Raw genomic sequence first — 24,853 nt, 5'->3', positions numbered from 1 at the left:
GACACGAAAGGAAGGCGACACGATGACCGAGGTCACCGCGCATCACGGACTGTTCAAGGACACGAAACTGCACGTGGACGACGCCGGAGGGAGCGGACGCCCCGTCGTACTGATCCACGGCTGGCCGCTCTCGGGCGACTCCTTCGCTCTGCAGATCCCCGCGCTCACCGAGGCCGGGTACCGCGCGATCACCTACGACCGCCGCGGGTTCGGCCGCAGCGACAAGCCGCTGACCGGCTACACCTACGACGCCCTGACCGAGGATCTGCGGACGCTGCTGGTGGAGCTCGACCTGCACGACGTCACCCTCGTCGGCTTCTCCATGGGCGGCGGCGAGGTCGCCCGCTACTTCGCGAGGTACGGAACCGACCGGATCCGCAGCGCCGTCTTCGCATCCGCGGTGCCGCCGTACCTGCTCAAGACCGGCGACAACCCCGACGGCCCGCTCGAGAAGGCGCAGGCGGCGAAGATGACCGCCGAGCTCACCGCGAACGAGGATCGGTTCTACGACCAGTTCATCACCGAGTTCTTCTCGGTCGACGGGGTGCTGCAGGTCGGCGACGAGCAGCGCCTGCGCGCATTCGAGATCGCCAAGCAGTCGAGCAAGGCGGCGGCGCTCGCGTGCATGGCGGCGTTCGCGACCACTGATTTCCGAGACGATCTGGCGAGCGTCACCGTGCCCACGCTCGTGCTGCACGGCGACGGGGACGCGACGGTTCCCTTCGAAGGCTCCGGGGCGCGCACGCACGCGGCGATCCCGAGCAGCGAACTCGTCGTGCTCCGGGGCGCCCCGCACGGCGCCAACGTGAGCCACGCCGCCGAATGGAACCAGGCGCTGCTCGACTTCCTGGAGCGGTGAGCGCCTTCCCTTGCGCCTCATAGCCGCTTTGTCCAGGGGGTGGTTCTGCGGGGGGAGCGCTGCGTAGCGTGGGGACATGGATGACCTGATCGAACTCGTATCCCCTGAACAACTGCCCGCGGAGACGGAGAGCGCAACGCGCTTTCTGCTCGAGAGCACCGTCGTCGAGGTGGAGCCCGAGGGCGCGCATTCGTGGTGGTTCCCGGAGCTGGGCGTGAGCCTCGTGCAGCGGGACCTGAGGGCCGACGGCGCGTTCGTCGTCAGCGGCCACGGAGACGCGGGATCTTTCGCCGAAGCGCTCGCCGTGCTGCGGGAGATCGCGCAGGACCCGCCCGGGATGGAGGGCGCGTCTGGGGGCGGGACGGGGGCTTCCTCCGGGCCCGGCTCGTCAGCAGGATCGGCCTCTGGACCGGAGCCCGGATCGGCTGCAGGCTCGTCAGCGGGCCAGGGGCATGCCTCCGGGCCCGGTTCGTCCGCGGGCCAGGACGAAGGGAGCACCTCATGACTCGGTACGTGTGCGCGAAGTGCGGCGCTGAGGCGATGACCATCTCCCCCGACGGCAACACGCTGCCGGGCGACGACGAGACCGTCGTGGATCACGTGACGCACTGCTCGAACCGGGAATGCGAGAAGTCCGACCCGAGCCGCGCGACCGCCGCGGACTTCATGCCGGCCGAGGAGTGGGCGAGCAAGGCGTAGTGGCGCGCTCCTTCGAGCGAGATGCCCCTCCTCGAGCCTCTCCTCAATCGAGATGACTCATGCCGCCCCATCCTGTGCCAGCAAGGGGCAACAGGAGTCATTTCGGCTGCGCAGGACGCAACGTTCTCCTTCGATTTCGTTGCCGGGGCGCACTAGACCCGTTTCCCACGGGCAGGCTCGCAGAGCCGCGGACTACCCTGAAGAGATGGCGATCCTCATCGACCCGCCCGCGTGGCCGGCGCACGGCACCCTCTGGAGCCACCTCATCTCCGATTCCGGATACGACGAGCTCCACGCCTTCGCGCGGCGGCTCGGGGTGCCCCGACGCGGCTTCGACCTCGATCACTACGACGTCGCCGCGTCGCTGTACGAGCGGGCGATCGCGCTCGGTGCTCGCCCCGTGAGCGGCAAGGACGTGGTGCACGCGCTGCTCGGTTCGGGGCTGCGGGTGCGGCAGGCGGAGCGCCCGGTCGTCACGCCGGTGCGTCGGCGTCAGTTTCTGATCGCGGAGTGGGCGGGCCTCGGCGCGCTGATCAGTGCGGACTCATCGCGGGTCTCTGCAGAAGATTGGCTGCGACTCGGCGAGAACCTCGTTACCCGCTGGAACGAGCCGCACCGCAGCTACCACGACGAGCGTCACCTCGAGGACGTGCTGCTCGCGCTCGACCACCTTGCCGTGCGCGGCGAGCGGGTCTCCCCCGTGACGTTGCTCGCGGCTTGGTTCCACGACGCGGTCTACACGGGTGCGACCGGCGCTGAGGCGGGTGGCGACGAGTTCGCCTCGGCTCACCTCGCGACGGGCTCGCTCGCGGCGCTCGGGCTCGATCCGGCGCTGGTGAGACAGGTGGGTGAGTTCATCGTTGCGACGACGCCGGCGCGGGAGGTTCGGGATCCGGCGCCGCCGCTCGCCCACCTGCTCGATGCGGACCTCTCGATCTTCGCCGCCTCGCCGCACCGCTACCAGCAATACACGGAGGCCGTGCGACTCGAGTACGCGCACGTGCCGGAGCCCGACTTCGCGTCAGGGCGATCCCGCATTCTCAGTGCCTACCTTGACCAGCCCGCGATCTACCGCACGGGCACGGCGCAGCAGCTCTGGGAGCAGCGGGCCCGGGAGAATGTCGGCGCCGAGATCGAGCGGTTGCGGGGTGCCGCGGCCGAGTAGGTCGCCGGGCAAGCGACGGCGCAGGCCGCCGATTCCGCAACCTAACCGGGCTCAGCTCTCGATGCGCCACCCTGTGGCGGCGTGTTGCTGCGCGTGGAACTCGGCGAAGCGCCCGCCCGCTCTGAGCAGCTCTTCGTAGGAGCCCTGCTCGACCACGCGACCGTCGTCGATGAACACGATGCAGTCGGCGGCGCGGATGCTGCTTAGTCGGTGTGCCACGATCACGCGCGTGCGCGGGATCGGATCGCCGCTGAGCGCCGCAGCCACGGCGGCTTCGTTCTCAGTGTCGAGCGCGCTCGTCGCCTCGTCGACGAGCAACACGGGAGCGGGTTTCAGCAACGCGCGTGCGATCGAAACGCGCTGGCGCTCACCGCCCGAGAGGGCAGAGCCCGCCTCGCCCACCCGGCTGTCCCAACTGTCGGGCAGGCGGTCCACGATTCCGTCGACGCGCGCGAGTGCGGCGGCGATCGCGACGCGCTCTTCATCGGCGCCCGGGTCGCCGACCAGCAGGTTCTCGCGCACGCTCGTGTCGAAGAGGTAGGGCTGCTGGAAGACAAAGGTCGAGAGCGCGCGCCGCGCGTCCGCGTCGAGCTGCGCGGCATCGATCCCGGCGATCTCGACGGTCCCGGAGTCGGGCTGGTGCAGGCCGGCGATGAGGGTGAGGATCGTGCTCTTGCCTGATCCGGACGGTCCCACGATCGCGGTAGTACTACCGGGTTCGAATACTAGATTGAGGCCGTCGAGCACCGGTGCTGCCCCCTCCCCGTAGGAGAACTGCACCCCGCGCAGCTCGATGCGCGGGGGCGCGATCCCGCCCGCCGCCACGGTGGTCGTCCCCGCCGGCACGGTCGGGGCGTCGAGCACCGTGCGCACCCGGCGCAGCATAGCGAGGCTGCCCTCCATGCCCGCGGCGATGCCCGCGAGCGCCGTGAACGGCTCGAGGTACCGGGCGATGACCGCGATCAGGGCGACGGCCTCGGGGGCGCCGATCGTGCCGCGCACCGACAGCCAGACCGTGACGCCCGCCAGCAGCATCAACGCGAGCTGGCTCGCAAGGCTGAAGACGAGCTGCCCGGGCACCTGCATCGCGAGCAGCCGCATGGTGGCTCCGTGTTGTGCGTCGAGCGCGGCCCCCACGTGGCTGCGCTCGGGCCCGACGCGACGCGCCGAGCGCAGCGCCTGTTGGGTGCGCGCGAACTCGAGCACGCGCTCGGTGAGGGCGGTGTTCGCCTCGTCGGCGGCGCGGTCCGCGGCGCGGCTCAGGCGGCCCGCCAGCCAGAAGGCGCCGAGCAGCACGGGCACGCCGGCGAGCGCCGCGAGCCCGAGAAGCAGCGAGATCGGCATGAGCGCGATGGCGATCGCGACGGGCAGCAGGATCGCGGCGAGCATCGGGGTCGCCAGGTACACGAAGAGGCCCACGAGCTCGGGGCCGATCGCCGCGATCGACTGACGCGCGGTCGCGGTGTTCTCGCCGTCGAACCAGGTAAGCCGAATGCGGTTCACCTGCTCTGCAAGGTCACGCTGGCCGCGCTGCAGCACCTCGAAGCCGAGTCCGAATGCGATGCGGGCGACCAGCCAGTCGACCGCCCATCCGCCGACAACCGCGGCGACGAGCCAGCCGGTCCAGGGCCACGCCTCGGCCGGCTGCGAGCTGAACAGCGCCGCGACGAGTGGCACGAGCAGCACCGCGCTGAGCGCGCGTAGCACGACGCTCAACAGGGTGAGCGCGAGGTGGGTCGCGATGCGGCCACTGCTGCGCGGGGGCAACAGCGCGAGAACGGCGCGGATCATCGGGCGGCCTCCTGCTCGGTCGTGATGGTGAAGGTAGGCTCCGGATCAGCACCGCCGCGCGCCGCTGCGTTCTGCCCGGCTTCCCAGAGCTGCCGATATCGTCCGTCATACCCCAGCAGTTCGGAGTGAGCTCCAACCTCGACGACGCGCCCGTGATCGAGCACCACAATGCGGTCGACGTCGGCAATGGTGTGCAGCCGGTGCGCGATCACGAGCACCGTGCGGTCTCGAGTGAGGCGGCCGAGGGCCTGCTGCACGAGGAACTCCGATTCGGGATCGGCGAAGGCGGTCGCCTCATCGAGCACGAGCACCGGGGTGTCTGCGAGGATCGCTCGGGCGATCGTGAGCCGCTGGCGCTCACCACCCGAAAGGGCGGCGTCGGGACCGAGCCGCGTCTCGTAGCCCTGTGGCATGCGCAAGATGCGATCGTGGATGTTGGCTGCGCGAGCAGCCGTCTCCACCCGCTCGTCGCTCGCGTCGGGCACCGCGAGCGCGATGTTCTCGCGCACCGTGCCCTGCACAAGCTGCGTCTCCTGGAAGACGAATCCGACGCGGGAGTAAAGAGCGTCGGCGTCGAGCTGACGGATGTCGGTGCCATCGATCCGAATCGCCCCCTCCTCCACGTCGTGGAAGCGGGCGAGCAGCGCGGCGAGCGTGGACTTGCCCGATCCCGACGGCCCGACGAGAGCCGTCACCGTGCCGGGCTCCAGCGTCAGGGAAACGCCCTCGAGCACCGGCGCGCCGGGCCGATACGCGAAGCCCACGCCTTCAAAGCGCACCTCGCCGCGCGGCCGCGCCGATCCGGAGCCTCCGTCGCCCGCGCCCGGGGCCGCGAGTTCCTGTTCTTCCAGCACGTTCTGCACTCGCCGAGCCGCGAGCAGCCCGTCGCGCAAGCCGGACAGACCGTAACCGATCCCGAGCAGGCGCGACCCGAACGTCGTGCCGAGCAGCAGGAACGGCAGCAGGTCGAGAGGATCCATCGAGCCGCTCGTCACCCAGAGCGTGCCGAACACGCAAATGAGCAGCAGGAACGTCGACGGGCGCGTGGCGAGATCCATGAACGTCTTGAGCCCGGTGAAGGGACGCTGCCAGCCGTCGAGGAACTCGATGTACTCGCCCAGCCGCGCGCGGAACGTCGATGCCGCCGCACCCCCGAAGACCCGCACCACCGGCTGCCCCTCCAGGTAGGCGCCCGCCTCGGTCTGCATGCGTTCGGCCCACTTCAACGCCTTCGGCGTCGTGTCGTACGAGCGCAGGATCATCAGGTACATCGTGAACGCGTACACCACCACCGGCACGAACATGAGCAGCGCCATGCGCCAATCGACCACGAACAGGTACACCAGCACCGCGACGGGTGCGACCACCGCCGCTATCGCATCGCCGACCGCGTGCGTCACAAGGTAGTGCAGCGCGAGCGTGTCGTCCTGCACCACCTGCTTCACCTGCGCCGAGCCGCGGGCGCTGAACCAACCGAGCGGCAGTCGCGAAAGCTTCGCGAGTAGACGGCCGCGCAACCCGCGCTCGAAGCGGGCGTCGACGGCGTGCAGCCAGAGCACGAGCGCCGCCCCGAGCAACGCGCCCAGACCGACCAGCACCACCGTCCAGATGCCGATCGCCCAGAGCTCCTGCGGTGTCGAGCTGCCCGACAGCAGCCGTCGCGAGAGCTCCACCAGCAGGAAGAACGGCGCCAGCTCGATCAGCGTGACAATCGCTTGCAGCACACCCGTCACGACGAAGATCGGCTTCATCGGAGCGAGCAGGCGAGAGCCGGCCGACGCGCGCCACTTGCCGCGCATGGATTGCCCCGTCATCCCGCGCGCAGCCGCAGAATCCTTCTCGGCGCGCGTCTCCCCCGTCAGACCGTGCGACGGCACTTCCTCCCCCATCCTTCTTGCCGTCGCAGGACCCTCCTCGGCGCGCGTCTCTCCCGTCATCCTGTGCGACGAAGGAGTCGCCGAATCCACCTCGGTGCTGCCGCCACCTTCTCCGCGCTGCTTGCCCATCGCCTTGCCCTCGACCCAGTAGGCCTGCGAGTGGATCTCGCTGCGGGGAAAACCGAAGTCGTCGCGCAGACGCGAGCGCAACTGCTTGAGCGAGGCGCTCTCGGGAGTGGCCCAGACGTACCAGTTCGACCAGTCGCGCGCCTCGATCGCCTGCGCGAGCGAGTGGGGGCCTGTGCGCCGCGTCCAATGCGTGCGCAGCCGGGGATGGCTCGGGATCGGGATCAGCCGGTCGTCGGGGTGATGCTCTTCGAGGTAGAGCTCGATTGGCACGTCGTGCGGCAGCGCGGAGATGACGCCGGCGAGGCCCGGGATCGCGGCGGCGTCGCCGACGAGCAGGTAGCCGGCGGGGCGCTCCTCGGGAAGCTCGAACTTGGAGGATCCGAGGGTGTTCACCTGCAGGGTGTCGCCGGGCTCGCAGTTCTGCGCCCAGGCTGAGGCGGGGCCGGCGGGCTCGTGCAGCACGAAGTCGAGCGAGAAGCGGCCGGTCTCGGCGTCGCCGGAGCTGATGGTGTAGCCGCGCTGGTGCTCGGTCTCTTTGCCCTCGTGGTCGGGGAACCATCCGCGCAACCAAGCGGTGGGCGCGAGCTCGGCGTCTTCGAAGAGGGTGTCGGAGTGCAGGTGCACGCGGATGAAGTTCGGCGTGATCTCCTCCTTCGAGAGGACGGTCACGGTATGGTCACGTGCCTGCGTGGCGCGCATCATCACGCCCTGGATACCGCGTTTCGCCATCGGGCGCCCCTTGCACTCTGGATCGTCGGGTTGGTTCCCCGACCACCCAAACTACCATTCATCAGATGAAGTGGGCGAGTGCGGGTTTCTCATATCGGCCCGACGGCTACCGGCGCAGAAAGGACGTCTTCCGTCGCTAGGACAAGACCGGAATGACTCCTCGCAAATGTTCGCGAAGAGCCTCGTCACACACGTACACGAAAGTGCCGCGGATACCGCGAGTGAGTAGCACCGCGTAGATGTTCTTCACGTAGCGCTCAATGTCCGCGTCGGTGTAAATGCGCTTACGTTGGCGGTTATTCTCGCGCCCCTTCTTATCGAAGTAGTGGGAACGATCGAAGCGAATCTCGCCGCTTTCGGTGTCAAAACGGAGATCCCGCCCGATGATGACTCCCGCATAGTTAAGGTCATACCCCTGCACGGTGTGAATCGATCCGACTTCGTCGAGGGCATGCTTGGAGTTAATCCAGTCTGTATCGGCGGAGTTCCAACGCCAACGATGGCCTTCAATCTCGATATCGTAGGGTCGCTCCGCAAGCGGGATCTTTTTCATGCCCTTCTTCTTCGGGTCGGACTTCCATTTCCAGGCGTACCCTGCGGCTAGCCTCGCGAGCCCAAACTCGTGATCCCGTTCGCGGATCATCGTTTCCATCTCGCTGATCTCGTCGAACATCCCGAATTCATAGTCACCCAGGTCCGGTAGTTGTGCCGCGCCTCCGTTCAACAGCTTCCGCACGAACCCGACGTAATCCGCCTCCGCCTTTACCCGCATCTGCGTCAGCAACGGGAAGAAGTGGTGGCTGGCCTTAGCCTCGCCGACCACTTCACCAATAACCTCCGGCGGCAGGTCTGCGGGACGGACACTCTGCTCTGCGTCCATGAGGAGGATGCTGTGCTTGCTCTGCGCACGAATCCAGTCCAGCTGCGTGAATTCGACGGAGTCAGAGCCCAAAAGGCGCAAATTAATGTCTCTGAACGCAGCATTGAGCGAACCGGAGGATTGATTAGCACGCTGATTCAAACGGTGCGCCTCGTCAACGATGAGTACGTCGTACGGCACTACTGACTTGCCTACGTCGAAGGCTGTAAGCACCATCGACGCGTCGAGTCCGGGAGCACGTTCGAACACCTTCGCAATAGAAGCGCGGAGCGACTGCTGAGGAACGACCATACCTATTCGAAGTCCCTGGAGCGCCTCTGGATATCCCTTGGCGAAGAAGTCCGAGATAGGGCTTCCTTGTTCTGCGTCCTCAACGCCTCGTGATGCTTCAATATCCCGAAGGGTTTTCATCAACGAGATTCCGACGACGGTCTTTCCCGTACCGGGGTTCCCCGAAACCACCAGGGTGGATGATTTGTCCTCCTCGAGGTCGTCGAAGAGGACTTTAAGAATTTCAAGTATTGCTCGCTCCTGGTCTGGCACAAGCGACTTGAACGGCGAAAGCTTGAAGAAGTCACTGTTCTCAATGTCTTCGAGGGACTGTTGGAACAGGCCCCGGTCGCGAAGCTCGTTGAATATCTGACGAAATCGAGGTTGAAAAGAAGCCCGTCCGGGGTACGCCTCGTTACGGTGCCCGTCATTGGCATTAATGACGGTGTATCGGCCGTCAGAGTAGAACCACTGAATCAGTAACGATTCCAGGTCATAACAGGCAGATCTATGGAACGTATCGTCGAGAAGGATACGCGCCACCTCGAGGTGCTGCTTCTTGGGATCCCGTCGATGCTGCAGCATTCGCAGCAACGCGTTCCCGGTCTCACCGATGTAGATATCACGGTGGTTGTTGATCGCGTAGACCGCAGGCCAATTACTCAGACGCCCAGTCGGATCAGGGTAATCACGGATGCTCTCTGCCTCGAAGGGAACCTCTTCGACTTCAAAGCCGGTCATACTTGGTGCTCCGTCCCCGAGCGAGCTCCGGGGGATACTTCTTCCGAGTAATCTCGAGCTTCTCAAGAATGAGAGACTCGGGATCCGCGCCCAGTCGATCCGCGAGCTCGTAGCAGTAAGTCAGTACGTCGGCGAGTTCCAAACGCACTCGCTCGGTATCGAACTCTGAGGACCACTGGAACTCCTCAAGAAGCTCACCCGCTTCGACAGCAATCGACTTCGCCAGGTTTTCTGGAGAGTGGAACTGAGCCCAGTCGCGCTCTGCGATGAACGCGCGTAACGCTGCCAGAACGGTTTCACTGGTCATGAAACCCAGCTTAGCGAGCGTCCCCGCGCGTCGCCCCTCCCCTAATGGAGATACGGCTGGACTCGAACCAAGAACAACTGAGCCCACCTTCCCGTTCTCATCCGCCCCGCACTCCCTCGTACAGCCCGATCGTGGTGCGCTCCCGGCAATCTCGACAACGGTCAACTTCGGTGCCCCGAAGCCGGCCACCGATCGACCGAACGCCGCTCAGCGCATCCCGTGGTTCCTTCACTACACTGCGACCACGCATCATCGAGAAGGGAACGCTCATGACCGAGAACAGCGGCAACACCGGCAACAGCGACTGGTACGAAGAATTCAAGGTCAAGGGCGACGAGCTCATGGCCAAGGTGCGCGAGATCATCGAGGAGGGCAACGCTCGCAGGCTCTACATCAAACGGGAGAACGGCGAGACGATCTTCGAGATCCCGCTGACCGCGGGCGTCGCCGTCACCGCCGCGAGCGCCGTGCTCGCCCCGATCCTCGTCGCGGTCGGCGCAGTCGCCGCGCTCGCCACCAGCGTCACGATCGGTGTAGAGCGGCCGAAAGCAGACGAGGAGAAGGATGACGAGAGCGCCGCGAAGCCGGACGGGAGGGAATAGCCGAGCAGAGCCCCACCCCTTACCCCGCCTCGTACACCCCGCTCACGGTCGCACTCACGGTGATCTCGGCGACGGTCACCTCGGGCGCCCCGGAGCCGGCCGCCGCCCGCGCGAACGCCGCGGGCGCTCCCCCGCCCACGGGCGCATCCGAGATGCTTACAACGCTCTCGATGCGCTGACCCAGCGCCTCCGCGTAGTCGTTCGCGACCTCGCGAGCGGATTCGACCGCGGCCTTGCGCATGCGGCGCTCGTAGACGCGGCGGGTGTTCTCAGTGAGAGACCAGTCGACGTCGGTGGTCACCCCGGCCTCGGCGAGCTCGGTGACGAGCGCGCTCACGAGCGGCAGGTTCGACAGCTTCACACGCACGCGACTCGAGGTGCGGTGCTCAAAGACGACCTGCTTCGGCTTCCCCTCGGCGTAGCTCTTGTAACTCCAGGTGGTGATGGGATCGGCGGAGTGCCAGGTCGCGTCGCCGCTCGCCCGCAGCTGCTCGGCCCGCTGCACGAGCCAGTTGTGCAGGCGGGTCGCCGCGTCGATGCTGCCGGAGCGGTCGCGCGAGGTCACGGAGACGAGCGCGGTGATCGTGGCGCGTTCGGCGAGCACGTGTGTCTCGGCCGTGCCCGTGGCGTGGATCGTCGTCATGGCATCACGCTAGCAGGGCGCCGACAGCAGGGCCCGATTCCACGCGCGAGCAGAACACGCAGCTGACGCAGACCCCGCCCCGGGACCGCGGTCGTCAAAGACACCCTCACCCTAGGACATGTAATTCGCGCGGAAGGCAATCACTGCTACGCTCGTTTCTTCGCACGCCCCCGCGAACCGCCGCTCCGGGTTCCCTTGCCGTGCCCCTTCTTCTTCGCTGCGCGCGACTTCTGCACGCTCTGCTTGAGCGCCGCCATGAGGTCGATCACCTCGGCATCGCCGGAATCCCCAGAGCCGCCGCCGGAGCCGCCAGAATCCGCATCAGAACCGAACGTCTCCTCCGTATCGAGCGCCTCCCCGGCGCGCCGCTTCGCCTCAATGAGCGACCGCAGCTCCTCCTGATACTCGTCCTTGAACGCTGCCGGGTCGAAATCCCCCGAGAAGCTCTTCACGAGCGACGCCGACAGCTGCAGCTCCTTCGCCGAGATCCGCACCCGCTTCTCCAACGCAGAAAACGACGCGTCCCGAATCTCGTCGGGCCACAGCAGCGTCTGCAAGAGCAGCACGTCCCCGCGCACGCGCAGCGCCGCGAGCCGCGTCTTCTGCCGCAGCGCGAACTCGACGATCGCGGTGCGGTCGGTCTTCTCGAGCGTGCGCCGCAGCAGCACGTACGCCTTCGTCGTCTTGCCGGTGGGCTCGAGGTAGTAGCTGCGCTCGAACAGCATCGGGTCGATCTGATCCGAAGGCACGAACTCCACCACCGAGATCTCGCGATCCCGCTCCTGCGGAATCGACGCGATCTCCTCCTTCGTGAGCACGATCGTGTCGTCCTCGTCGGCGTAGGCCTTGTCGATGTGCGCGTACTCGACCACCTCGCCGCAGATCTCGCAGCGCCGCTGATACCGGATCCGCCCGCCGTCCTTGTCGTGCACCTGGTGCAGCTCGACGTCGTGGTCCTCGGTGGCACTGTAGAGCTTGACGGGCACGTTGACGAGCCCGAAGGTGATCGCTCCGCTCCAGATCGCTCTCATACGTACAGTACAACTCGCGAGACTGTCAAAGGTCTACTGCTTGCGCGATCCGCCGACGATCATGTAAGCATGGCCCGCACAGCACACAGGGATCGCAAGCAGCAGACGGTCGAGGTGGGCGGTCACCGGATCCGCGTCTCGAACCTCGACAAGGTGCTCTACCCCTCTACCGGAACCACCAAGGGAGACGTGATCGGCTACTACGGCGCGATCGCGCCGACGATGCTGCCGCACTGCCGCGACCGGCCGGCGACGCGCAAGCGCTGGCCCGACGGCGTGGGCGACGACGGTCGCGGCGAGGTGTTCTTCCAGAAGGACATCGGCGATTCCGCCCCCGATTGGGTGCGCACGGGCCGCATCCAGCACAAGGATCACGTCAATCACTACCCGCTCGTGAACGACGAGGCGACGCTCGTCTGGCTCGCGCAGCTCGCCGCGCTCGAGATCCATGTGCCGCAGTGGCGCTTCGATGCGGAGGGCGAGGCCCGGAATCCGGATCGCCTCGTGTTCGACCTCGACCCGGGTGACGGTGTGACGCTGCGCGAGTGCGCGCGGGTCGCGTTCCTGGTGCGCGACATCCTGCGCGGCATGGGCCTCCCCTCGATCCCGGTGACGAGCGGCAGCAAGGGCATCCACCTCTACGCCGCGCTCGACGGCACCCAGACCTCCGACCAGGCGTCGGCCGTGGCGCGCGAACTGGCCCGCTCGCTCGAGGCCGACCACCCCGACGACATCACGAGCTCGATGAAGCGAGCGCTGCGCCCGGGCCGCGTGTTCATCGACTGGAGCCAGAACAATGCGGCGAAGACCACCGTCACACCGTACTCGCTGAGGGGCAGGATCGCGCCCACCGTCGCCGCCCCGCGCACCTGGCGGGAGCTCGCGTCGCCCCACCTGCGGCAGCTCGAGTTCCACGAGGTGCTCGAACGGGTCGCGAGGCGGGGCGATCCGCTTGCGGAGCTGGCGGAGTTATCGGACGCGCACGCGGTGTCGGATCGCCTGGCCGTGTACCGGGCGAAGCGCGACGCGGCGCGCACCCCGGAACCAGTGCCCGCGGCGAGCGGCGCGAAGGGCTCGAAGGGCTCGGGCGGCGCGAAAGTCTCGAAGGACTCGAAGGGTTCGACCGGCAGGGCCGACACCGACGATCCCGATTCGGAGGGCTCCCGACGGGCCGAGCCCGTCTTCGTGATCCAGCGCCACGAGGCGCGCCGGCTGCACTTCGACTTCCGCCTCGAGCACGACGGTGTGCTCGTCAGTTGGGCGCTGCCGAAGGGTGTGCCGACCGACCCGAAGGTGAACCACCTCGCGGTGCCCACGGAGGACCACCCGATGTCGTACCGGCACTTCGAGGGGGTCATCCCGAAGGGCGAGTACGGGGCAGGCAACGTCGAGATCTGGGACTCCGGCACCTACGAGCTCGAGAAGTGGCGTGACGACGAGGTGATCGTGCGGCTCACCGGTCGTCCGGGCGGCGGCCTCGGCGGGCCGCGGCGCTACGCGCTGTTCCGCGCGGGCGAGGCCGGCGGGAAGCCGCGGTGGATGATCCACCTCATGAGCGACGAGCCCGCGGCACAGGGCCGGGGCAAGAAGCGGAATCCGGATCCCGCACCGGACCCCGATCCCCCGTCCGCGATCCCGCCCCGGGCCCCCGCCATGCGTCCCATGCTTTCCGAGCGCGGCGCCCCCGCCGAGTTCGACCGCCTCGACGAGCGCGAGTGGGCGTTCGAGATGAAGTGGGACGGCATCCGCGCGCTCGCCTTCGTCGACGGCGAGCGCTGCACACTGCGCAGCCGCTCCGACGGAGACCTCACCGCGTCGTACCCCGAGTTCGCGGAGCTGCCCGCGGTGGTGAACGGTGAGGAGGCGGTGCTCGACGGCGAGATCATCGCGCTCGGACCCGACGGCGCGCCGAGCTTCGGCCGGCTGCAGCGCCGCTTCGGGCTGACGAATCGCGCCGACGTGGCGCGGGCGCGCCGGGAAGCCCCGGCCTCCTACCTCGTGTTCGACGTGCTGAGCATCAATGGCCGGGACTGCCGCGCGCTCCCCTACCGGCAGCGCCGCGAGCTGATCGAGGCGCTCGTCGAGGAGGACGCCGACGTGCCGGTCGCCCTGCCCGACGTCTTCGCCGGGGAGGCGCGCGATGCGGCGGAGACGAGCCGTGGCCTGCACCTCGAGGGTGTCATGGCGAAGCGCTGGACGAGCCCCTACCGCTCGGGGGTGCGCTCAGGGGACTGGCTCAAGTTCCCGCTCATCAACACCGAGGAGGCCGTGGTGATCGGCTGGCGCGAGAGCACCGCCGACGCCCGCGGTCTCGCGTCGCTGCTGCTCGCGGACTGGCGGGACGGCGCCTGGCGATACGCGGGCCGGGTGGGCACCGGGTTCTCGGCGAGGGATCGGCGCGCGATCCGCGACCGCCTCGCGCCGCTCGAGTGCGACGAACCCGCAGCCGAGGTGCCCCGCGAGGTGCGACGCGACGCTCACTGGGTGCGGCCGGAGCTCGTGGCCGAGGTCGAGTCGAAGGCGCGCACCGCGACCGGCAGCTTCCGTCAGGCCGTGTGGCGGGGATGGCGGCCCGACAAGCGCCCCGAGGATCTCGCCGCGGGCTCCGGCGAATGACGCATAGGGTGGAGAGCGGGGGCTGCTCATGAAACTCGCACGGCAGGCGGGATGGTGGATCGCGGACTACCTCTACGCGGGGTGGTGGCAGGCGCGCGCGTTCTTCTCGCGGGCGGATCCGCGGGCGTTCGCCGAACCCGGCGCCGGGAGCGGGCGCGCTCCGATCCTCGTCATCCCCGGCGTCTACGAGCCCTGGCGATTCATGCTGCCGCTGATCCGCGATCTGCACGGCCGCGGCCATCCGGTGCACGTGGTGGATCCGCTGCGCAGCAACCGCATGCCCGTGCCCGAGGGAGCGCGCCTCGTCGACGAGTACCTCGAGGCCCACGACCTCAGCGGGGTGATGATCGTCGCGCATAGCAAGGGCGGCCTGATCGGCAAGCAGGTCATGTCGTTCGGGGCGTCGGCCCGGCGCGTCAGCCGCATGGTCGCGATCTCGACCCCGTTCGGCGGATCCCGCTACGCGCGCTTCCTGCTCGGAGCCACGCTGCGATCCTTCTCCCCCGACAATACGACGCTCGCGCGGCTCGCCGGCTCGCTCGAGGTGAACACGCGCATCGTCTCGGTCTATCCCCGCTTCGACCCGCACATTCCCGAGGGCAGCGAGCTCGCCGGCGCGCGCAACGTGCGCGTCGAGACGGGCGGGCACTTCCGCATCCTCGCCCACCCGCGCGCGATCGCCGAGGTGCGACGGGCGGCGGATTGGCGAAGTGCAAGGTCTCCGTGAAGCGCGGCGTGCCCACCCCTGGGGCCAGATCAGCTGGAGCACCAAGCAGGCGATCCAGGTACTCACGGGCAACGCAGCCGACAAGGTCACCAAGAACGCTTGGGAATGACCCTCGGGTTCCGAGTATTGTTCTGAACGGGAAGGAACGATGATGAACCCTCTAATTCCGACTACCTTTGACGGCGTCATGATCGTTGCTTGCATGTTCGCAGCCGGGCTCGCGCTGATCGCAATGGTGTCGCTGTTCCGGACGTCGCTGAGGCCACTCCAGTTTCTCTTGTGGCTTCTGCTGATCATCCTCGTGCCGTTTGCTGGCGCTATCGCATGGTTCCTTCTGCGGCGAACCGAGCCGCGCTCCGAGGCGGCGTAGCGGAGGAAGTCCACGAGAACGCGGCAAAGCAGTTCCCCGCCGGGGATATCTTGCTGCATCTGCCCAAGGTGTCACGCAGATGACGTGAACTACCCCAGATTCAGGAGAGATCCCGGATCTGGGGTAGTTGCGTCTGTCCGCTGAGAGCGCCGCTGCCGGCCCTCCGTCAACGCTTTGCGCCTGTCTGTGGCCGGATCCGAGACTCAAATCTCGGTCATTCGAAACCCACGGACGGGCGCGCCGACCTCACTCGGCCGCTGCGAGGTGCGTGCCGAAGAACTCCGCGGCCTTCGCAGCCACCGGATCGACGTACTCGGGCACGTCGTAGAGCGCCATGTGAGTGGCGCCGTCGACGAGCATGAACTCCTTGCCCGCGACGCGGGCGCGGCCGTGCAGCTCGGTCGACATCCACAGCGATCCCGCGTTCGAGCCGGCGACGACGAGCAGCGGCTGCTGCAGCAGATCCTCGACCAGGTGGAACGCGTCGAAGGTGAAGATGCGCGACACGCTGCGCGTCAGCGGGAACTTGTTGCCGGCGTTCGCGTGGCAGGCGCGCGGCGTGAGGTAGTACTCGTTCGCCTCGACCATGTCTGCGGGCGTGTTCTCGTCGGGTTCGACCGGCACGTACGGAATGTACGCGATGTCGGCGCCCTGCGCCTCGGCGGTGCGCTGCTGCGCGACGGCCTGCAGCGTCGGCACGCCGGCCGAATCGGGGTTCTGGCCGTACCAGTCGCGGCGGAACGAGGCGCCGATGTTGACCGCGCTCACGGTCGTCAGGGCCTTGATGCGGTAATCGGTCATCGCGGCGTTGACGGCGTACCCGCCGCCCGCGCAGACGCCGAGAGCGCCGATCCGCTCGGCGTCGACGAAGTCGAGCGTCTGCAGGTAGTCGACGGCCGCGCGCACGTCCTCGACGCGGGCGTAGGGATCCTCGAGGTGGCGGGGCTCACCGCCCGACTCGCCCTGGTGCGAGGCGTCGAACGCGAGGGTCACGTAGCCCCGCGCGGCGAGCTTCTCGGCGTACAGACCCGCGGTCTGCTCCTTGACCCCGCCGCCTGGGTGCACGGTGACGATGGCCGGGTAGCGCTTCGAGGCGTCGAAGCCTTCGGGCTTGAACAGGTTGCCAGCCATGTCGATGGGGCCGTTGGGGAACGTGATGGATTCCATGATCACTCCTCGTGGGTGTCGATCGTCGGCCCGTGCTGGCCGAACGGTTTCCACGTTAGGGAGCTTCGAGCGAGGCAGGCAGTCGGCGGTTATCGGGGGGACTGCCGGTACTCCCCTTGCGCCTGCGTCTCCCTCTGCTCGGCCGTGACCCAGCTCGCGAGCAGGGCGAGCCGCTCCGCGGACGGGGATCCGGGCTCGGGCAGATAGCTGAGCAGGGTGAGTTCGTCGCGGCCCGGGATCTGCATGGACTCGTACCCCAGGGTCAGTTCCCCTGCCGTCGGGTGCGCGATCGCCTTCACGCCGCGGTGATGCGCCCGCACATTGTGCTTGGCCCAGCGCTGGGCGAAGTGCTCGGAGCGGGTCGACAGTTCGCCCACGAGGTCCGAGAGGGAGCGGTCGTACGGATTCTTGCCGGCGTGCACGCGGAGCATCGCCGCGGCATCGTCGGCGATCGACTCCCACGCCGTGAAGAACTCGGGCGCTCGGGCGTCGAAGAACACGAAGCGGGCCATGTTCGGCGCCTCAGCCTCGAGCACCGGCGCGAAGACGGCGGCGCCGAGCGCGTTGGTGGCGAGAATGTCGAGTCGGGAGTTCTGCACCATCGCCGGCACGCCGGTCATCGCATCGATCAGCAGCCGCACTCCCTGCGGAAGCTGCGCCGCACGAGCACGTGGGCGCTGGCTCGCCCGATCCCGCGCCGCGTGCGCGAGGTCGAATAAGTGCGAGGTCTCGACGTCATCGAGCAGCAGCGCCCGGGCGATCGCTCCGAGCACGTCGTCGGAGACCCCCGCCAGCCTGCCCCGTTCGATCTGCACGTAGTACTCGACACTCACGCCGGCGAGCATCGCCACCTCCTCGCGACGCAGCCCGGCGACCCGCCTGCGACCCGCGGAGGGCAGCCCGACCTGCTCCGGCGTCACATTCGCACGACGCGTCATGAGGAAGTCCCGGATCGCAGCTGCCACATCCATGCTCTTAGGGTATGCGCCCCTCGCCGCCCTTGGCAGGGGCCGCGAGTACCCCCATCGGATAGGTGACCTCGCCGCCTGCCCCGACGACCGCGCCGGCGCTCAGCTCGGCGGGTTTCACCTGGCCGGGGCCGAGGATGTGCTGCACCTCGTCGCCGGCGGCGAGCAGGTGGTCCGCGATGATCCTGCGGTGGCATCGCCACCACACGGCCTCCGAGCACATCACGGCGGTGCGCCGCTGCGATCCGACGCTCCTCAGCTCAGCCAGCGCGTCGCGGAACCCCTCGGACAGCGCGTGGTCGGCGTAGTTGTGGAAGCTGCGGTTCTCCCACCACGCGTTCACCTCGAACGGCACCTCCCGGTTCACCGGACGGCGGCCGGTCAGCGCCTCGATCCGCGAGAACCCGATCCCGCGCTCGGCGAGTGCGGCTTCGAGGACGGGGGCGTCGAACCAGGGGTAGCGCCGGGAGCCGGGCAGCTTGCGCACGTCGACCACCGCCTCGACCGAGCTCTGCTCGAGCAGGCCGATGAACTCGTCGAGCTCGCGGTTCGAGTGCCCGACGGTGAAGAGCGGCGGATCCGCCTCCGGGCTCAGGGACACGCGATCCCCGACCGAGAATTCATGGGCCATGAGAATCCCCTTCCGCCTCCCACCTCACCCTAGCGAGGTACGCCGCGGGCCGCGCCGGCTCCCCTCGATAGACTCGAATCCATGAGTCTCACCGACCCCCTGGAGTCCGAACGCCGCAAGACCGCCGACTTCAAGGGGTCGGCCTCCGCTCGCACCGCGACGTTGGCCTACGGACTCTGCGGATTTCTCGCGATTGCGATTCTGGGGTTCGGGATCGGCGGCCTCTTCGATCAGATGCGCATCATGGCGCTCAACAGCGTGTTCAGCGACTGGGAGTCGGGGGTGCCGGTCGCGGTGCGAGCGCTCGCCATCCCGTTCGGCATCATCGCGAGCATGCTGTGCTTCGGCCAGTACTCGAAGTGGAATCACCGCTACACGGGCCGCTCGACCTACTTCGCGTTCGTCGGGCCCCTCACGCTGGTACTGCTCGGGCTCGCGCTGGGAACCTGGATCGCGACGACCATGTGGACCGTTCCCGACGCCGTCGGCACCGCGGTCGACCCCGTCTTCCACGAGAACGAGCAGTGGGGCATCGGCGCGTGGATCCTCTATTCCGCGCAGTGGTGGCTGCCAGGGGGCTTGGCTCTGCTCGGGATCGCGAGCCTGATCATGCGCTTTGTCTCGGGCAGGCACCGCGCCCGCAACTCCGATCTCGCGGCGGAGCTGCTGCGCAGCGGCTCGCTCGTCGAAGCCGAGGTGGTGAAGTCGCCGCCGGTCTCGGTGGAGGCGTCGAGGGCGGCCACCGCAGTGACCCTGAAGTTCGAGGACTCGGCGGGGAACAGCCGCTGGGTGAAATGCCTCCTGCTGCTTCCGCCGCGCGAGGTGCCGGGCGTCGGCGAGCGTCGTCCGCTCCTGTTCGACCCCGCCCATCCCGGCAATACGAAGCGCATCTTCGTATCCCCGACGGGCGGCCTCGACGCGGACGACTTCCTGCCCGTCCAGGCGGCCTGAGCAGATCGCTGCAGCGCACAGGCGGCCCCGCAACACTGCGTCATCTCGCGCAACAGAGTGTTACAGAGGGTGACCCGGGCCCCGATCGCGGATAGCTTTCTCGGCAACGCGCCGCGAATGCGGCGATCCTCGAATCCGAAGGAGCCCCCCGTGTCCGCAGCAACCGCAGCATCAGCCGCGCCCGCCGAATCAGCCGCGCCCGCCGCATCGCCCCGGCAGGTCCGGTTCAACGCCTTCGACATGAACTGCGTGGCCCACCAGAGCTCGGGGCTGTGGCGCCACCCCGACGACCAGGCGTGGCGCTACAAGGACATCGAGTACTGGACGAACCTCGCGCGCATCGCCGAGCGCGGCCTGTTCGACAGCATCTTCATCGCCGACGTGCTCGGCACCTACGACGTGTACGGCGGCAACGACATCGCGGCGATCCGCAACGGCGCGCAGGTGCCCGTGAACGATCCGGTGCAGCTGGCCGCGGTGATGGCGGCGGTCACCGAGCATGTCGGATTCGGGATCACGGCGGGCACCGCGTTCGAGCACCCGGTGCCGTTCGCACGCCGCCTCTCGACCCTCGACCACCTCACCAAGGGACGGGTGGGCTGGAACGTGGTGACCGGCTACCTGCCCTCGGCCGCGCGCAACCTGGGTCAGGACGACCAGCTCGAGCACGACCAGCGCTACGACCACGCCGACGAGTACCTCGAGGTGATCTACAAGCTGCTCGAGGGCTCCTGGGAAGACGACGCGGTGGTGCGGGATCGCGAGCGCGGCGTCTTCACCGAGCCCGACAAGGTGCACCACATCGGTCACCACGGCACGCACTTCAAGGTGCCCGGGATCCACCTCTCCGAGCCGTCCCCGCAGCGCACCCCGCTCGTCTTCCAGGCGGGTGCGTCACCCAGGGGCATCCGCTTCGCCGCGCAGAACGCCGAGGCGATCTTCATCGCCTCGCCCACGAAGGCGGTCGCGAAGCAGAGCGTCGATGCGATCCGCGCCGCGCTCGTCGAGGCCGGCCGCTCCCCCGACGCCGCCAAGATCTACCTGCTGCTCACGATCATCACCGACGAGACCGACGAGCTCGCCGAGGCGAAGCACCGCGAGTACCTGTCGTACGTCAACGCCGAGGGCGCTCTCACCTTCCTGTCGGGGTGGATGGGCGTCGACCTCTCGCAGCACGAGCTCGACGAGCCGCTCGGCAACGTGCGCAGCAACGCGATCCAGTCGACGGTCGCCGCGTTCCAGGCCGACAACCCCGAGGGTCGGGCGTGGACCGTGCGCGACATGGTCGAGTGGAACGGGATCGCGGGCCTCGGCGCCACGGTCGTGGGTTCGGGATCGACCGTGGCCGACCAGCTGCAGCAGATCGTCGCGGAGACCGGCGTCGACGGCTTCAACCTCGCCTACGCCATCACCCCCGGCACGTTCGAGGACGTGGTCGAGCACGTCGTGCCCGAGCTGCAGCGCCGCGGCGCGTACCCCACCGAGTACGCGCCCGGAACGCTGCGTCAGAAGCTCTTCGGCGCCGGCGACCGGCTGCCCGACGATCACCGCGGATCGCGCTACCGCGTCGGCGGGCCGCTCTCGACGATCGACGACTACGCGGGCACGGGCCGGCCACGCGGCTGAGGAGCGTCGGGCTCGAGAGCCGTGAACTCGGGCGCCTCGCCGCGACGGAACACCCCGATGGCTCCCACGGGCACCTCCGCCCAGGTGCGGCTGCTCCAGTGCAGTTCGAGGGGCTCGGAGACGACCAGCTGCGCGTCCGCCGGCAGCCGATCCTCCGTTCCGTCGACGGTGCGCAGTATCGTGGCGCCCGCCGAGTGGAACAGCGTCGGCGCCGCAGCGCCCGGCGCGTCAGGGCTCACCCACCGCAGCACGACGAGCCGCGAACCGTCCGAGGCGCAGATCGTCGCACGGAACGGCTCGGCCACCCCGTTCTTGCGCCGGGCGCGCTCCACCCGCCCGACCATGCGGCTCAGGGCCGCGACCGGATCCTCGCGCAGCCCGTAGCTCAGCGCGAGATAGAAGCACACCTCGGAGTCGGAGTTGCCGAGGATCGACGGGTAGAGCTCCGCGTCGACCGCGAAGGTCAGCTCGCGCTTCAGCGACGAGAAGCCGTGGATCTCGCCGTTGTGCTGGAACATCCACCCGTCGTGCACGAACGGGTGGCAGTTCTGCTCGGCGATCGTGCCGCCGGGCGCGGCCCGCACGTGCGCGAGGAAGCAGCCCGATTCGATCTGGGCCGCGAGGTGCCGCAGATTCCGGCTGCCCCAGGCCGGGTCGATCTGCCGGTACTGCCCCAGGGTGCCCGCCCGGCCGCGCCAGGCGATCCCGAACCCGTCGCCGTTCGTCGGGAAGGCGCTCCCCCGGAACTGCGACGCCCTCGGATCGCCGGGCAGGTACAGATCGCGCGCGAGCAGGCTCTGGTCGATGAGCGAGTGGTCGGGCCGCACGAGCACGTCCTCGAGCGGGATCGCCGACCCCAGATACGCGAGCCAACGGCACATGAGCTCCCCCTTCGCGAGACCGCTCCGGTACGTTCCGAGGCTACTCGGAAAGCGGGAGCGCGGACAGGGGCGGAGGCCTCAGGCTCTCAGCCTCGACCTCCCAACGCGTCAGCGTTTCAGCGCGTCAGCGCCTCAGCGTTTCCCATCGACCGCCGCGGGTACCGCGGTGTCGTCTCCCGATAGCCAGCGCAGCCAGGTCGCTCCGGGGTCGCCCTCGAGGATCAGCGCCCGCACCAGCAGGGTGAGCGGGATCGAGAGGATCGCGCCGAGCGGCCCGATGATGAAGGTCCAGAACAGCACCGAGAAGAAGCTGAGCGTCAGCGACAGGTTGACCGCGTCGCTCACGAACTTCGGCTGCACGAGCACCTGCAGCACGACGTTGACGACCGAGTAGATCACGACCACGCCGATCATCATGGGCCAGCCGCTCACCACGAGCGCGAGGATCATCGGCGGTACGAGGCCGAGCACGAAGCCGATGTTGGGCACGAAGTTGGTGACGAACGCGAGGATCGCCCACACGATCGGTGCGGGGATGCCGAGCCACCACAGGGCGAGACCGTCGATGACCGCGACGATGAGGCCGAACACCGCGTTCACCACGTAGTAGCGGCGCACGCTGCTGTTGAACGCGGCGACGCGGCGGATGCCGGATCGCGCGGAGGATCCGAACTCCCGCGCAGCACGGCCGAAACGACTCGCGTCGGCCGACATGAAGATCGCGTAGGCGAAGATGAAGAACAGGGCGGTCAGCACGGCCAGGGTGCCCGATCCGAACTGCGAGATCAGCCGCACGATGTTCGATGGCGTGAATATCGAGGTGACGGTCTGCACGATCTGGGTCTCGAGGCCGAGTTCCGTGAGCAGGGCGTGCACGTTCTCCACCGTCTGGCGCAGTTCGTCGTAGTAGTCGACGACGAGGTTCGCGAACTCGACACCGGCGTAGGCGAGCATCAGGGCGAGCACGATGAGCACGGCCCAGGAGAGCAGGATCACCGCCGTCGTCGCGAGCCAACCCGGCAGCCCGAGGCGCTCGAGCGGCCGACGCACCGGGTTGCAGATGATGACGATGACGGCCGCCACGGCCAGCGGACCGATGAGCTCGCGGCCGAGCGACATGCCCACGAGCACGATCACCGCGGCCGCGAGTCCGAGCAGCACCTTCAGGGAGGGGGCGAGGCCCCGCGACCCCGCAGCTTGTCCGTTCGTCATCTCCCGATTGTATGCGGCTGCGCGCCGTGCTCAGGTGAGGTCGACCCGGCTCGGCATGCACACCGTGCGGGCCGGAAGCGCAGTTCAGCGCATACGGTGGTTGCTTCCGTACACTGCGACCACGCAATCATCGAGAAGGGAACGCTCATGACCGAGAACAGCGGCAACACCGGCAACAGCGACTGGTACGAAGAATTCAAGGTCAAGGGCGACGAGCTCATGGCCAAGGTGCGCGAGATCATCGAGGAGGGCAACGCTCGCAGGCTCTACATCAAACGGGAGAACGGCGAGACGATCTTCGAGATCCCGCTGACCGCGGGCGTCGCCGTCACCGCCGCGAGCGCCGTGCTCGCCCCGATCCTCGTCGCGGTCGGCGCAGTCGCCGCGCTCGCCACCAGCGTCACGATCGGTGTGGAGCGGCCGAAAGCAGAGGAGGAGGACGAGAGTGGGTCGAAGCCCGACGTGTTGGAGGATACGGAGTAGCCGGAGGTATCGGGCGGTGCGGCGACAATGCTTCGAGTAGAGCGTTACTGGCTAGCGGAAGACGAATGGTGACCGGCTGGTCAGCATCCGACCTCGTGTGAAGATTCCAGCGCGCCGCAGTGCGGACGCATCTATCACAACACCATCTGGCGTCGAGTCTCCAGGTACTCCTCGAAGTACTTCTCGAAGGCTCGCTCATCGATCACGGGGATGCCGTAATCGCGTGCTTTCACCGCCTTGCCGCTGAGCGAATCAGGATCGGCGGCGACTACCACGCGAGTCGACCTGGAGATGCCTCCCGTGACCAGCCCAGCCGCGACGATCTCACCAATCCACGCCTCTCGCGGCTTCACGAGGGCGCCGGTGAACACCACTCGGTCTCCGGTCTGGAGGAGAGCCTCCCGAGGCGCGGTACGAACGTCTCGATTGGCATCCAGCGCCGCCATCACATCGGCGGCGGTCAGACCTAAGCAGACGGCCGACTTGCAGAGCGCGAGCAGCTCGTCATCAGCAAGCGTCCCGTCCGACCAGGCTTCCGCCGCGAGCCGTTCAAGGTGTTCACGATGCAACTCGAGCACGCGAACACCGGACAGCCCAGAAACCCGCGCGATCTCGACCAGTTCACGCCCCTCGGTCGTCGAAACATGGAAGTCGAGAAGCGAGTTATTGAGTGCTACGAGATACGCGGCCTCATCCGTCGAGGCACCGGGGATCCAGGCATCGGTAAGCACATCCTCCATCCACGAACCCGGATGCGCGCTGTTCTCCGCCCGCCTCGTGACGGTCCGAGTCTCCGACGCTCGTCGTCGAGGAGCCGGCCACCCGAACGAATGAGCCACGGAGAAGTCATGCTCCCATTCCGGCAGTGTCCCTCCGAGCTTCAACAGCTGGAGCAGAAGCTGCCCGGTCGCCTCAGCATCCGCGAGCGCCGTGTGCGCGTTATCGAGCGGGATCCCGAGCGCCTCGCAGCAGTGATCCAGTTTTGCCGCGCCCAGCAGCCGACCTGACCACTTCATCGAGCACAGCGCCCGCGGGCGCTCATCGACCCGGTAGCCCGCCCGCAGAAGCTCTCGATGCAGAAAGCGCATATCGAAGCTCGCATTGTGCGCGACAACCGCACGCCCCGAAACAAGCCCGAGCAGGTGGTCGCTGATCTCCGAGAACTCAGGAGCATCAAGAACATCACCTGCTGTGATGCCGTGCACATGACTCGCGCCGACATCTCGCTTCGGGTTCACCAACGTCGTCCAGGTTCCCTCTCGGCGACACTCCTCATCGAGCAGTACCACTCCGACTTCCACGACTCGATCAGTGCGCTCGGGCATGAAACCCGTGGTTTCGAAGTCGATCACCGCGAATCCTGACATCTTCCACGCTTCCTTCGTCGAAGGCACTCCCAGCGCCGCCTCACCCGCTCTGTAGAAAATTCTGAGTGCGGAGATCCAATTCGACCAAAAGAATAACCTATGCGCGATCTGTCGAACATCTCGACCAGATC

General features: G+C 67.7%; 24 protein-coding genes. 12 read left to right on the top strand and 12 right to left on the bottom strand.

Annotated features, from left to right (window positions below):
- Window positions 1-22: 22 nt before the first annotated feature.
- The 4 genes from KVY00_RS14710 (at window position 23) to KVY00_RS14695 (ending at window position 2,723) form a co-directional block, all read left to right on the top strand.
- Window positions 23-859, top strand: a complete 837-nt coding sequence (locus tag KVY00_RS14710; protein WP_223043612.1) for an alpha/beta fold hydrolase — start codon at window positions 23-25, stop codon at window positions 857-859.
- A gap of 76 nt (window positions 860-935) precedes the next feature.
- The gene (locus tag KVY00_RS14705; RefSeq protein ID WP_223043611.1) at window positions 936-1,364 is read left to right on the top strand and encodes a hypothetical protein; all 429 of its coding nucleotides are present in this window, start codon (window positions 936-938) and stop codon (window positions 1,362-1,364) included.
- Complete coding sequence (locus KVY00_RS14700) at window positions 1,361-1,558, top strand: hypothetical protein (protein WP_223043610.1); 198 nt, start codon at window positions 1,361-1,363, stop codon at window positions 1,556-1,558. Before KVY00_RS14705 ends, KVY00_RS14700 begins: the two co-directional genes overlap by 4 nt.
- 205 nt (window positions 1,559-1,763) lie before the next feature.
- Window positions 1,764-2,723 (top strand): DUF4031 domain-containing protein, encoded by a 960-nt coding sequence (locus KVY00_RS14695; RefSeq protein WP_223043609.1) that lies wholly within the window; start codon window positions 1,764-1,766, stop codon window positions 2,721-2,723.
- A 51-nt stretch (window positions 2,724-2,774) separates the two neighbouring features.
- Here KVY00_RS14695 and KVY00_RS14690 read toward each other — a convergent pair whose 3' ends face one another.
- From KVY00_RS14690 to KVY00_RS14675, 4 genes are all read right to left on the bottom strand, one after another.
- Window positions 2,775-4,514, bottom strand: a complete 1,740-nt coding sequence (locus KVY00_RS14690; protein ID WP_223043608.1) for an ABC transporter ATP-binding protein — start codon at window positions 4,512-4,514, stop codon at window positions 2,775-2,777.
- Window positions 4,511-7,249, bottom strand: a complete 2,739-nt coding sequence (locus tag KVY00_RS14685; protein WP_255572668.1) for an ABC transporter ATP-binding protein/permease — start codon at window positions 7,247-7,249, stop codon at window positions 4,511-4,513. Before KVY00_RS14685 ends, KVY00_RS14690 begins: the two co-directional genes overlap by 4 nt.
- Window positions 7,250-7,385: 136 nt before the next feature.
- Entirely contained in the window at window positions 7,386-9,140 is a 1,755-nt protein-coding gene (locus KVY00_RS14680) for a DNA/RNA helicase domain-containing protein (protein WP_223043607.1), read from the bottom strand.
- Entirely contained in the window at window positions 9,127-9,447 is a 321-nt protein-coding gene (locus tag KVY00_RS14675) for a nucleotide pyrophosphohydrolase (RefSeq protein ID WP_223043606.1), read from the bottom strand. Before KVY00_RS14675 ends, KVY00_RS14680 begins: the two co-directional genes overlap by 14 nt.
- A gap of 269 nt (window positions 9,448-9,716) precedes the next feature.
- On the opposite strand from KVY00_RS14675, the gene KVY00_RS14670 reads away from it, so the two are divergent.
- Entirely contained in the window at window positions 9,717-10,049 is a 333-nt protein-coding gene (locus tag KVY00_RS14670) for a DUF4342 domain-containing protein (protein ID WP_223043605.1), read from the top strand.
- Window positions 10,050-10,068: 19 nt separating this feature from the next.
- Here KVY00_RS14670 and KVY00_RS14665 read toward each other — a convergent pair whose 3' ends face one another.
- Together KVY00_RS14665 and ku are read right to left on the bottom strand one after the other, a co-directional pair.
- Window positions 10,069-10,692, bottom strand: coding sequence for an SIMPL domain-containing protein (locus KVY00_RS14665; RefSeq protein ID WP_223043604.1), 624 nt, complete (start codon window positions 10,690-10,692; stop codon window positions 10,069-10,071).
- Window positions 10,693-10,838: 146 nt separating this feature from the next.
- Window positions 10,839-11,723, bottom strand: coding sequence for a non-homologous end joining protein Ku (ku, locus tag KVY00_RS14660; RefSeq protein ID WP_223043603.1), 885 nt, complete (start codon window positions 11,721-11,723; stop codon window positions 10,839-10,841).
- 69 nt (window positions 11,724-11,792) lie between these two features.
- On the opposite strand from ku, the gene KVY00_RS14655 reads away from it, so the two are divergent.
- The 4 genes from KVY00_RS14655 to KVY00_RS14645 are packed head-to-tail and all read left to right on the top strand — an operon-like array spanning window position 11,793 to window position 15,436.
- Window positions 11,793-14,339, top strand: coding sequence for an ATP-dependent DNA ligase (locus tag KVY00_RS14655; protein WP_223043602.1), 2,547 nt, complete (start codon window positions 11,793-11,795; stop codon window positions 14,337-14,339).
- A gap of 28 nt (window positions 14,340-14,367) precedes the next feature.
- A complete protein-coding gene (locus tag KVY00_RS14650) occupies window positions 14,368-15,066 on the top strand; it encodes an esterase/lipase family protein (RefSeq protein ID WP_223043601.1) in 699 nt (232 codons plus the stop codon).
- A complete protein-coding gene (locus tag KVY00_RS15610; RefSeq protein ID WP_255572667.1) occupies window positions 15,050-15,175 on the top strand; it encodes a hypothetical protein in 126 nt (41 codons plus the stop codon). The genes KVY00_RS14650 and KVY00_RS15610 overlap by 17 nt, the downstream gene beginning before the upstream one ends.
- 42 nt (window positions 15,176-15,217) lie before the next feature.
- Window positions 15,218-15,436 carry a PLDc N-terminal domain-containing protein gene (locus KVY00_RS14645; protein WP_223043600.1) on the top strand — a complete coding sequence of 73 codons (219 nt, stop codon included), beginning with the start codon at window positions 15,218-15,220 and terminating at the stop codon, window positions 15,434-15,436.
- 246 nt (window positions 15,437-15,682) lie between these two features.
- Here the strand turns inward: KVY00_RS14645 and KVY00_RS14640 are convergent, their stop codons facing one another.
- The 3 genes from KVY00_RS14640 to KVY00_RS14630 form a co-directional block, all read right to left on the bottom strand.
- Window positions 15,683-16,603, bottom strand: a complete 921-nt coding sequence (locus KVY00_RS14640) for an alpha/beta hydrolase (protein ID WP_223043599.1) — start codon at window positions 16,601-16,603, stop codon at window positions 15,683-15,685.
- Window positions 16,604-16,692: 89 nt separating this feature from the next.
- On the bottom strand, window positions 16,693-17,574 hold the full coding sequence (locus KVY00_RS14635) for a helix-turn-helix domain-containing protein (RefSeq protein WP_223043598.1): 882 nt from the start codon (window positions 17,572-17,574) through the stop codon (window positions 16,693-16,695).
- A gap of 4 nt (window positions 17,575-17,578) precedes the next feature.
- Window positions 17,579-18,202, bottom strand: coding sequence for a DUF488 domain-containing protein (locus KVY00_RS14630; protein WP_223043597.1), 624 nt, complete (start codon window positions 18,200-18,202; stop codon window positions 17,579-17,581).
- Window positions 18,203-18,283: 81 nt separating this feature from the next.
- Between KVY00_RS14630 and KVY00_RS14625 the strand changes: the two genes are divergently transcribed.
- Together KVY00_RS14625 and KVY00_RS14620 are read left to right on the top strand one after the other, a co-directional pair.
- Entirely contained in the window at window positions 18,284-19,153 is an 870-nt protein-coding gene (locus tag KVY00_RS14625; RefSeq protein ID WP_223043596.1) for a hypothetical protein, read from the top strand.
- A 117-nt stretch (window positions 19,154-19,270) separates the two neighbouring features.
- Window positions 19,271-20,779, top strand: a complete 1,509-nt coding sequence (locus tag KVY00_RS14620; RefSeq protein ID WP_223043595.1) for an LLM class flavin-dependent oxidoreductase — start codon at window positions 19,271-19,273, stop codon at window positions 20,777-20,779.
- Here the strand turns inward: KVY00_RS14620 and KVY00_RS14615 are convergent.
- Window positions 20,749-21,660: a class II glutamine amidotransferase gene (locus KVY00_RS14615; protein ID WP_223043594.1), complete on the bottom strand. Its 912-nt coding sequence runs from the start codon at window positions 21,658-21,660 to the stop codon at window positions 20,749-20,751. The genes KVY00_RS14620 and KVY00_RS14615 overlap by 31 nt on opposite strands.
- 132 nt (window positions 21,661-21,792) lie before the next feature.
- The gene (locus tag KVY00_RS14610; protein WP_223043593.1) at window positions 21,793-22,872 is read right to left on the bottom strand and encodes an AI-2E family transporter; all 1,080 of its coding nucleotides are present in this window, start codon (window positions 22,870-22,872) and stop codon (window positions 21,793-21,795) included.
- A 147-nt stretch (window positions 22,873-23,019) separates the two neighbouring features.
- On the opposite strand from KVY00_RS14610, the gene KVY00_RS14605 reads away from it, so the two are divergent.
- Window positions 23,020-23,355, top strand: a complete 336-nt coding sequence (locus KVY00_RS14605; RefSeq protein ID WP_223043592.1) for a DUF4342 domain-containing protein — start codon at window positions 23,020-23,022, stop codon at window positions 23,353-23,355.
- A 134-nt stretch (window positions 23,356-23,489) separates the two neighbouring features.
- Here the strand turns inward: KVY00_RS14605 and KVY00_RS14600 are convergent, their stop codons facing one another.
- The gene (locus tag KVY00_RS14600) at window positions 23,490-24,722 is read right to left on the bottom strand and encodes an exonuclease domain-containing protein (RefSeq protein ID WP_223043591.1); all 1,233 of its coding nucleotides are present in this window, start codon (window positions 24,720-24,722) and stop codon (window positions 23,490-23,492) included.
- Between the last annotated feature and the right edge of the window lie 131 nt (window positions 24,723-24,853).

The sequence above is a fragment of the Leucobacter tenebrionis genome, from assembly GCF_019884725.1.
GTDB classification, from domain to species: domain Bacteria; phylum Actinomycetota; class Actinomycetes; order Actinomycetales; family Microbacteriaceae; genus Leucobacter; species Leucobacter tenebrionis.
Note: the sequence above shows the minus strand (reverse complement) of the source record. Positions and strands in the feature narration are given on the sequence as shown.

What these genes read in the sequence shown, in the direction of transcription:
- KVY00_RS14625 (WP_223043596.1), top strand. Translation starts at nt 18,284, where the DNA reads ATGAGTCTCACCGACCCCCTGGAGTCCGAACGCCGCAAGACCGCCGAC.
- KVY00_RS14705 (WP_223043611.1), top strand. Translation starts at nt 936, where the DNA reads ATGGATGACCTGATCGAACTCGTATCCCCTGAACAACTGCCCGCGGAG.
- KVY00_RS14680 (WP_223043607.1), bottom strand. Translation starts at nt 9,140, where the DNA reads ATGACCGGCTTTGAAGTCGAAGAGGTTCCCTTCGAGGCAGAGAGCATC.
- KVY00_RS14665 (WP_223043604.1), bottom strand. Translation starts at nt 10,692, where the DNA reads ATGACGACGATCCACGCCACGGGCACGGCCGAGACACACGTGCTCGCC.
- KVY00_RS14675 (WP_223043606.1), bottom strand. Translation starts at nt 9,447, where the DNA reads ATGACCAGTGAAACCGTTCTGGCAGCGTTACGCGCGTTCATCGCAGAG.
- KVY00_RS14630 (WP_223043597.1), bottom strand. Translation starts at nt 18,202, where the DNA reads ATGGCCCATGAATTCTCGGTCGGGGATCGCGTGTCCCTGAGCCCGGAG.
- KVY00_RS14610 (WP_223043593.1), bottom strand. Translation starts at nt 22,872, where the DNA reads ATGACGAACGGACAAGCTGCGGGGTCGCGGGGCCTCGCCCCCTCCCTG.
- KVY00_RS14650 (WP_223043601.1), top strand. Translation starts at nt 14,368, where the DNA reads ATGAAACTCGCACGGCAGGCGGGATGGTGGATCGCGGACTACCTCTAC.
- KVY00_RS14695 (WP_223043609.1), top strand. Translation starts at nt 1,764, where the DNA reads ATGGCGATCCTCATCGACCCGCCCGCGTGGCCGGCGCACGGCACCCTC.
- KVY00_RS14620 (WP_223043595.1), top strand. Translation starts at nt 19,271, where the DNA reads ATGCGGCGATCCTCGAATCCGAAGGAGCCCCCCGTGTCCGCAGCAACC.
- ku (WP_223043603.1), bottom strand. Translation starts at nt 11,723, where the DNA reads ATGAGAGCGATCTGGAGCGGAGCGATCACCTTCGGGCTCGTCAACGTG.
- KVY00_RS14700 (WP_223043610.1), top strand. Translation starts at nt 1,361, where the DNA reads ATGACTCGGTACGTGTGCGCGAAGTGCGGCGCTGAGGCGATGACCATC.
- KVY00_RS14605 (WP_223043592.1), top strand. Translation starts at nt 23,020, where the DNA reads ATGACCGAGAACAGCGGCAACACCGGCAACAGCGACTGGTACGAAGAA.
- KVY00_RS14645 (WP_223043600.1), top strand. Translation starts at nt 15,218, where the DNA reads ATGAACCCTCTAATTCCGACTACCTTTGACGGCGTCATGATCGTTGCT.
- KVY00_RS14635 (WP_223043598.1), bottom strand. Translation starts at nt 17,574, where the DNA reads ATGGATGTGGCAGCTGCGATCCGGGACTTCCTCATGACGCGTCGTGCG.
- KVY00_RS14685 (WP_255572668.1), bottom strand. Translation starts at nt 7,249, where the DNA reads ATGGCGAAACGCGGTATCCAGGGCGTGATGATGCGCGCCACGCAGGCA.
- KVY00_RS14600 (WP_223043591.1), bottom strand. Translation starts at nt 24,722, where the DNA reads ATGTCAGGATTCGCGGTGATCGACTTCGAAACCACGGGTTTCATGCCC.
- KVY00_RS14690 (WP_223043608.1), bottom strand. Translation starts at nt 4,514, where the DNA reads ATGATCCGCGCCGTTCTCGCGCTGTTGCCCCCGCGCAGCAGTGGCCGC.
- KVY00_RS14640 (WP_223043599.1), bottom strand. Translation starts at nt 16,603, where the DNA reads ATGGAATCCATCACGTTCCCCAACGGCCCCATCGACATGGCTGGCAAC.
- KVY00_RS14710 (WP_223043612.1), top strand. Translation starts at nt 23, where the DNA reads ATGACCGAGGTCACCGCGCATCACGGACTGTTCAAGGACACGAAACTG.
- KVY00_RS14655 (WP_223043602.1), top strand. Translation starts at nt 11,793, where the DNA reads ATGGCCCGCACAGCACACAGGGATCGCAAGCAGCAGACGGTCGAGGTG.
- KVY00_RS14615 (WP_223043594.1), bottom strand. Translation starts at nt 21,660, where the DNA reads ATGTGCCGTTGGCTCGCGTATCTGGGGTCGGCGATCCCGCTCGAGGAC.
- KVY00_RS14670 (WP_223043605.1), top strand. Translation starts at nt 9,717, where the DNA reads ATGACCGAGAACAGCGGCAACACCGGCAACAGCGACTGGTACGAAGAA.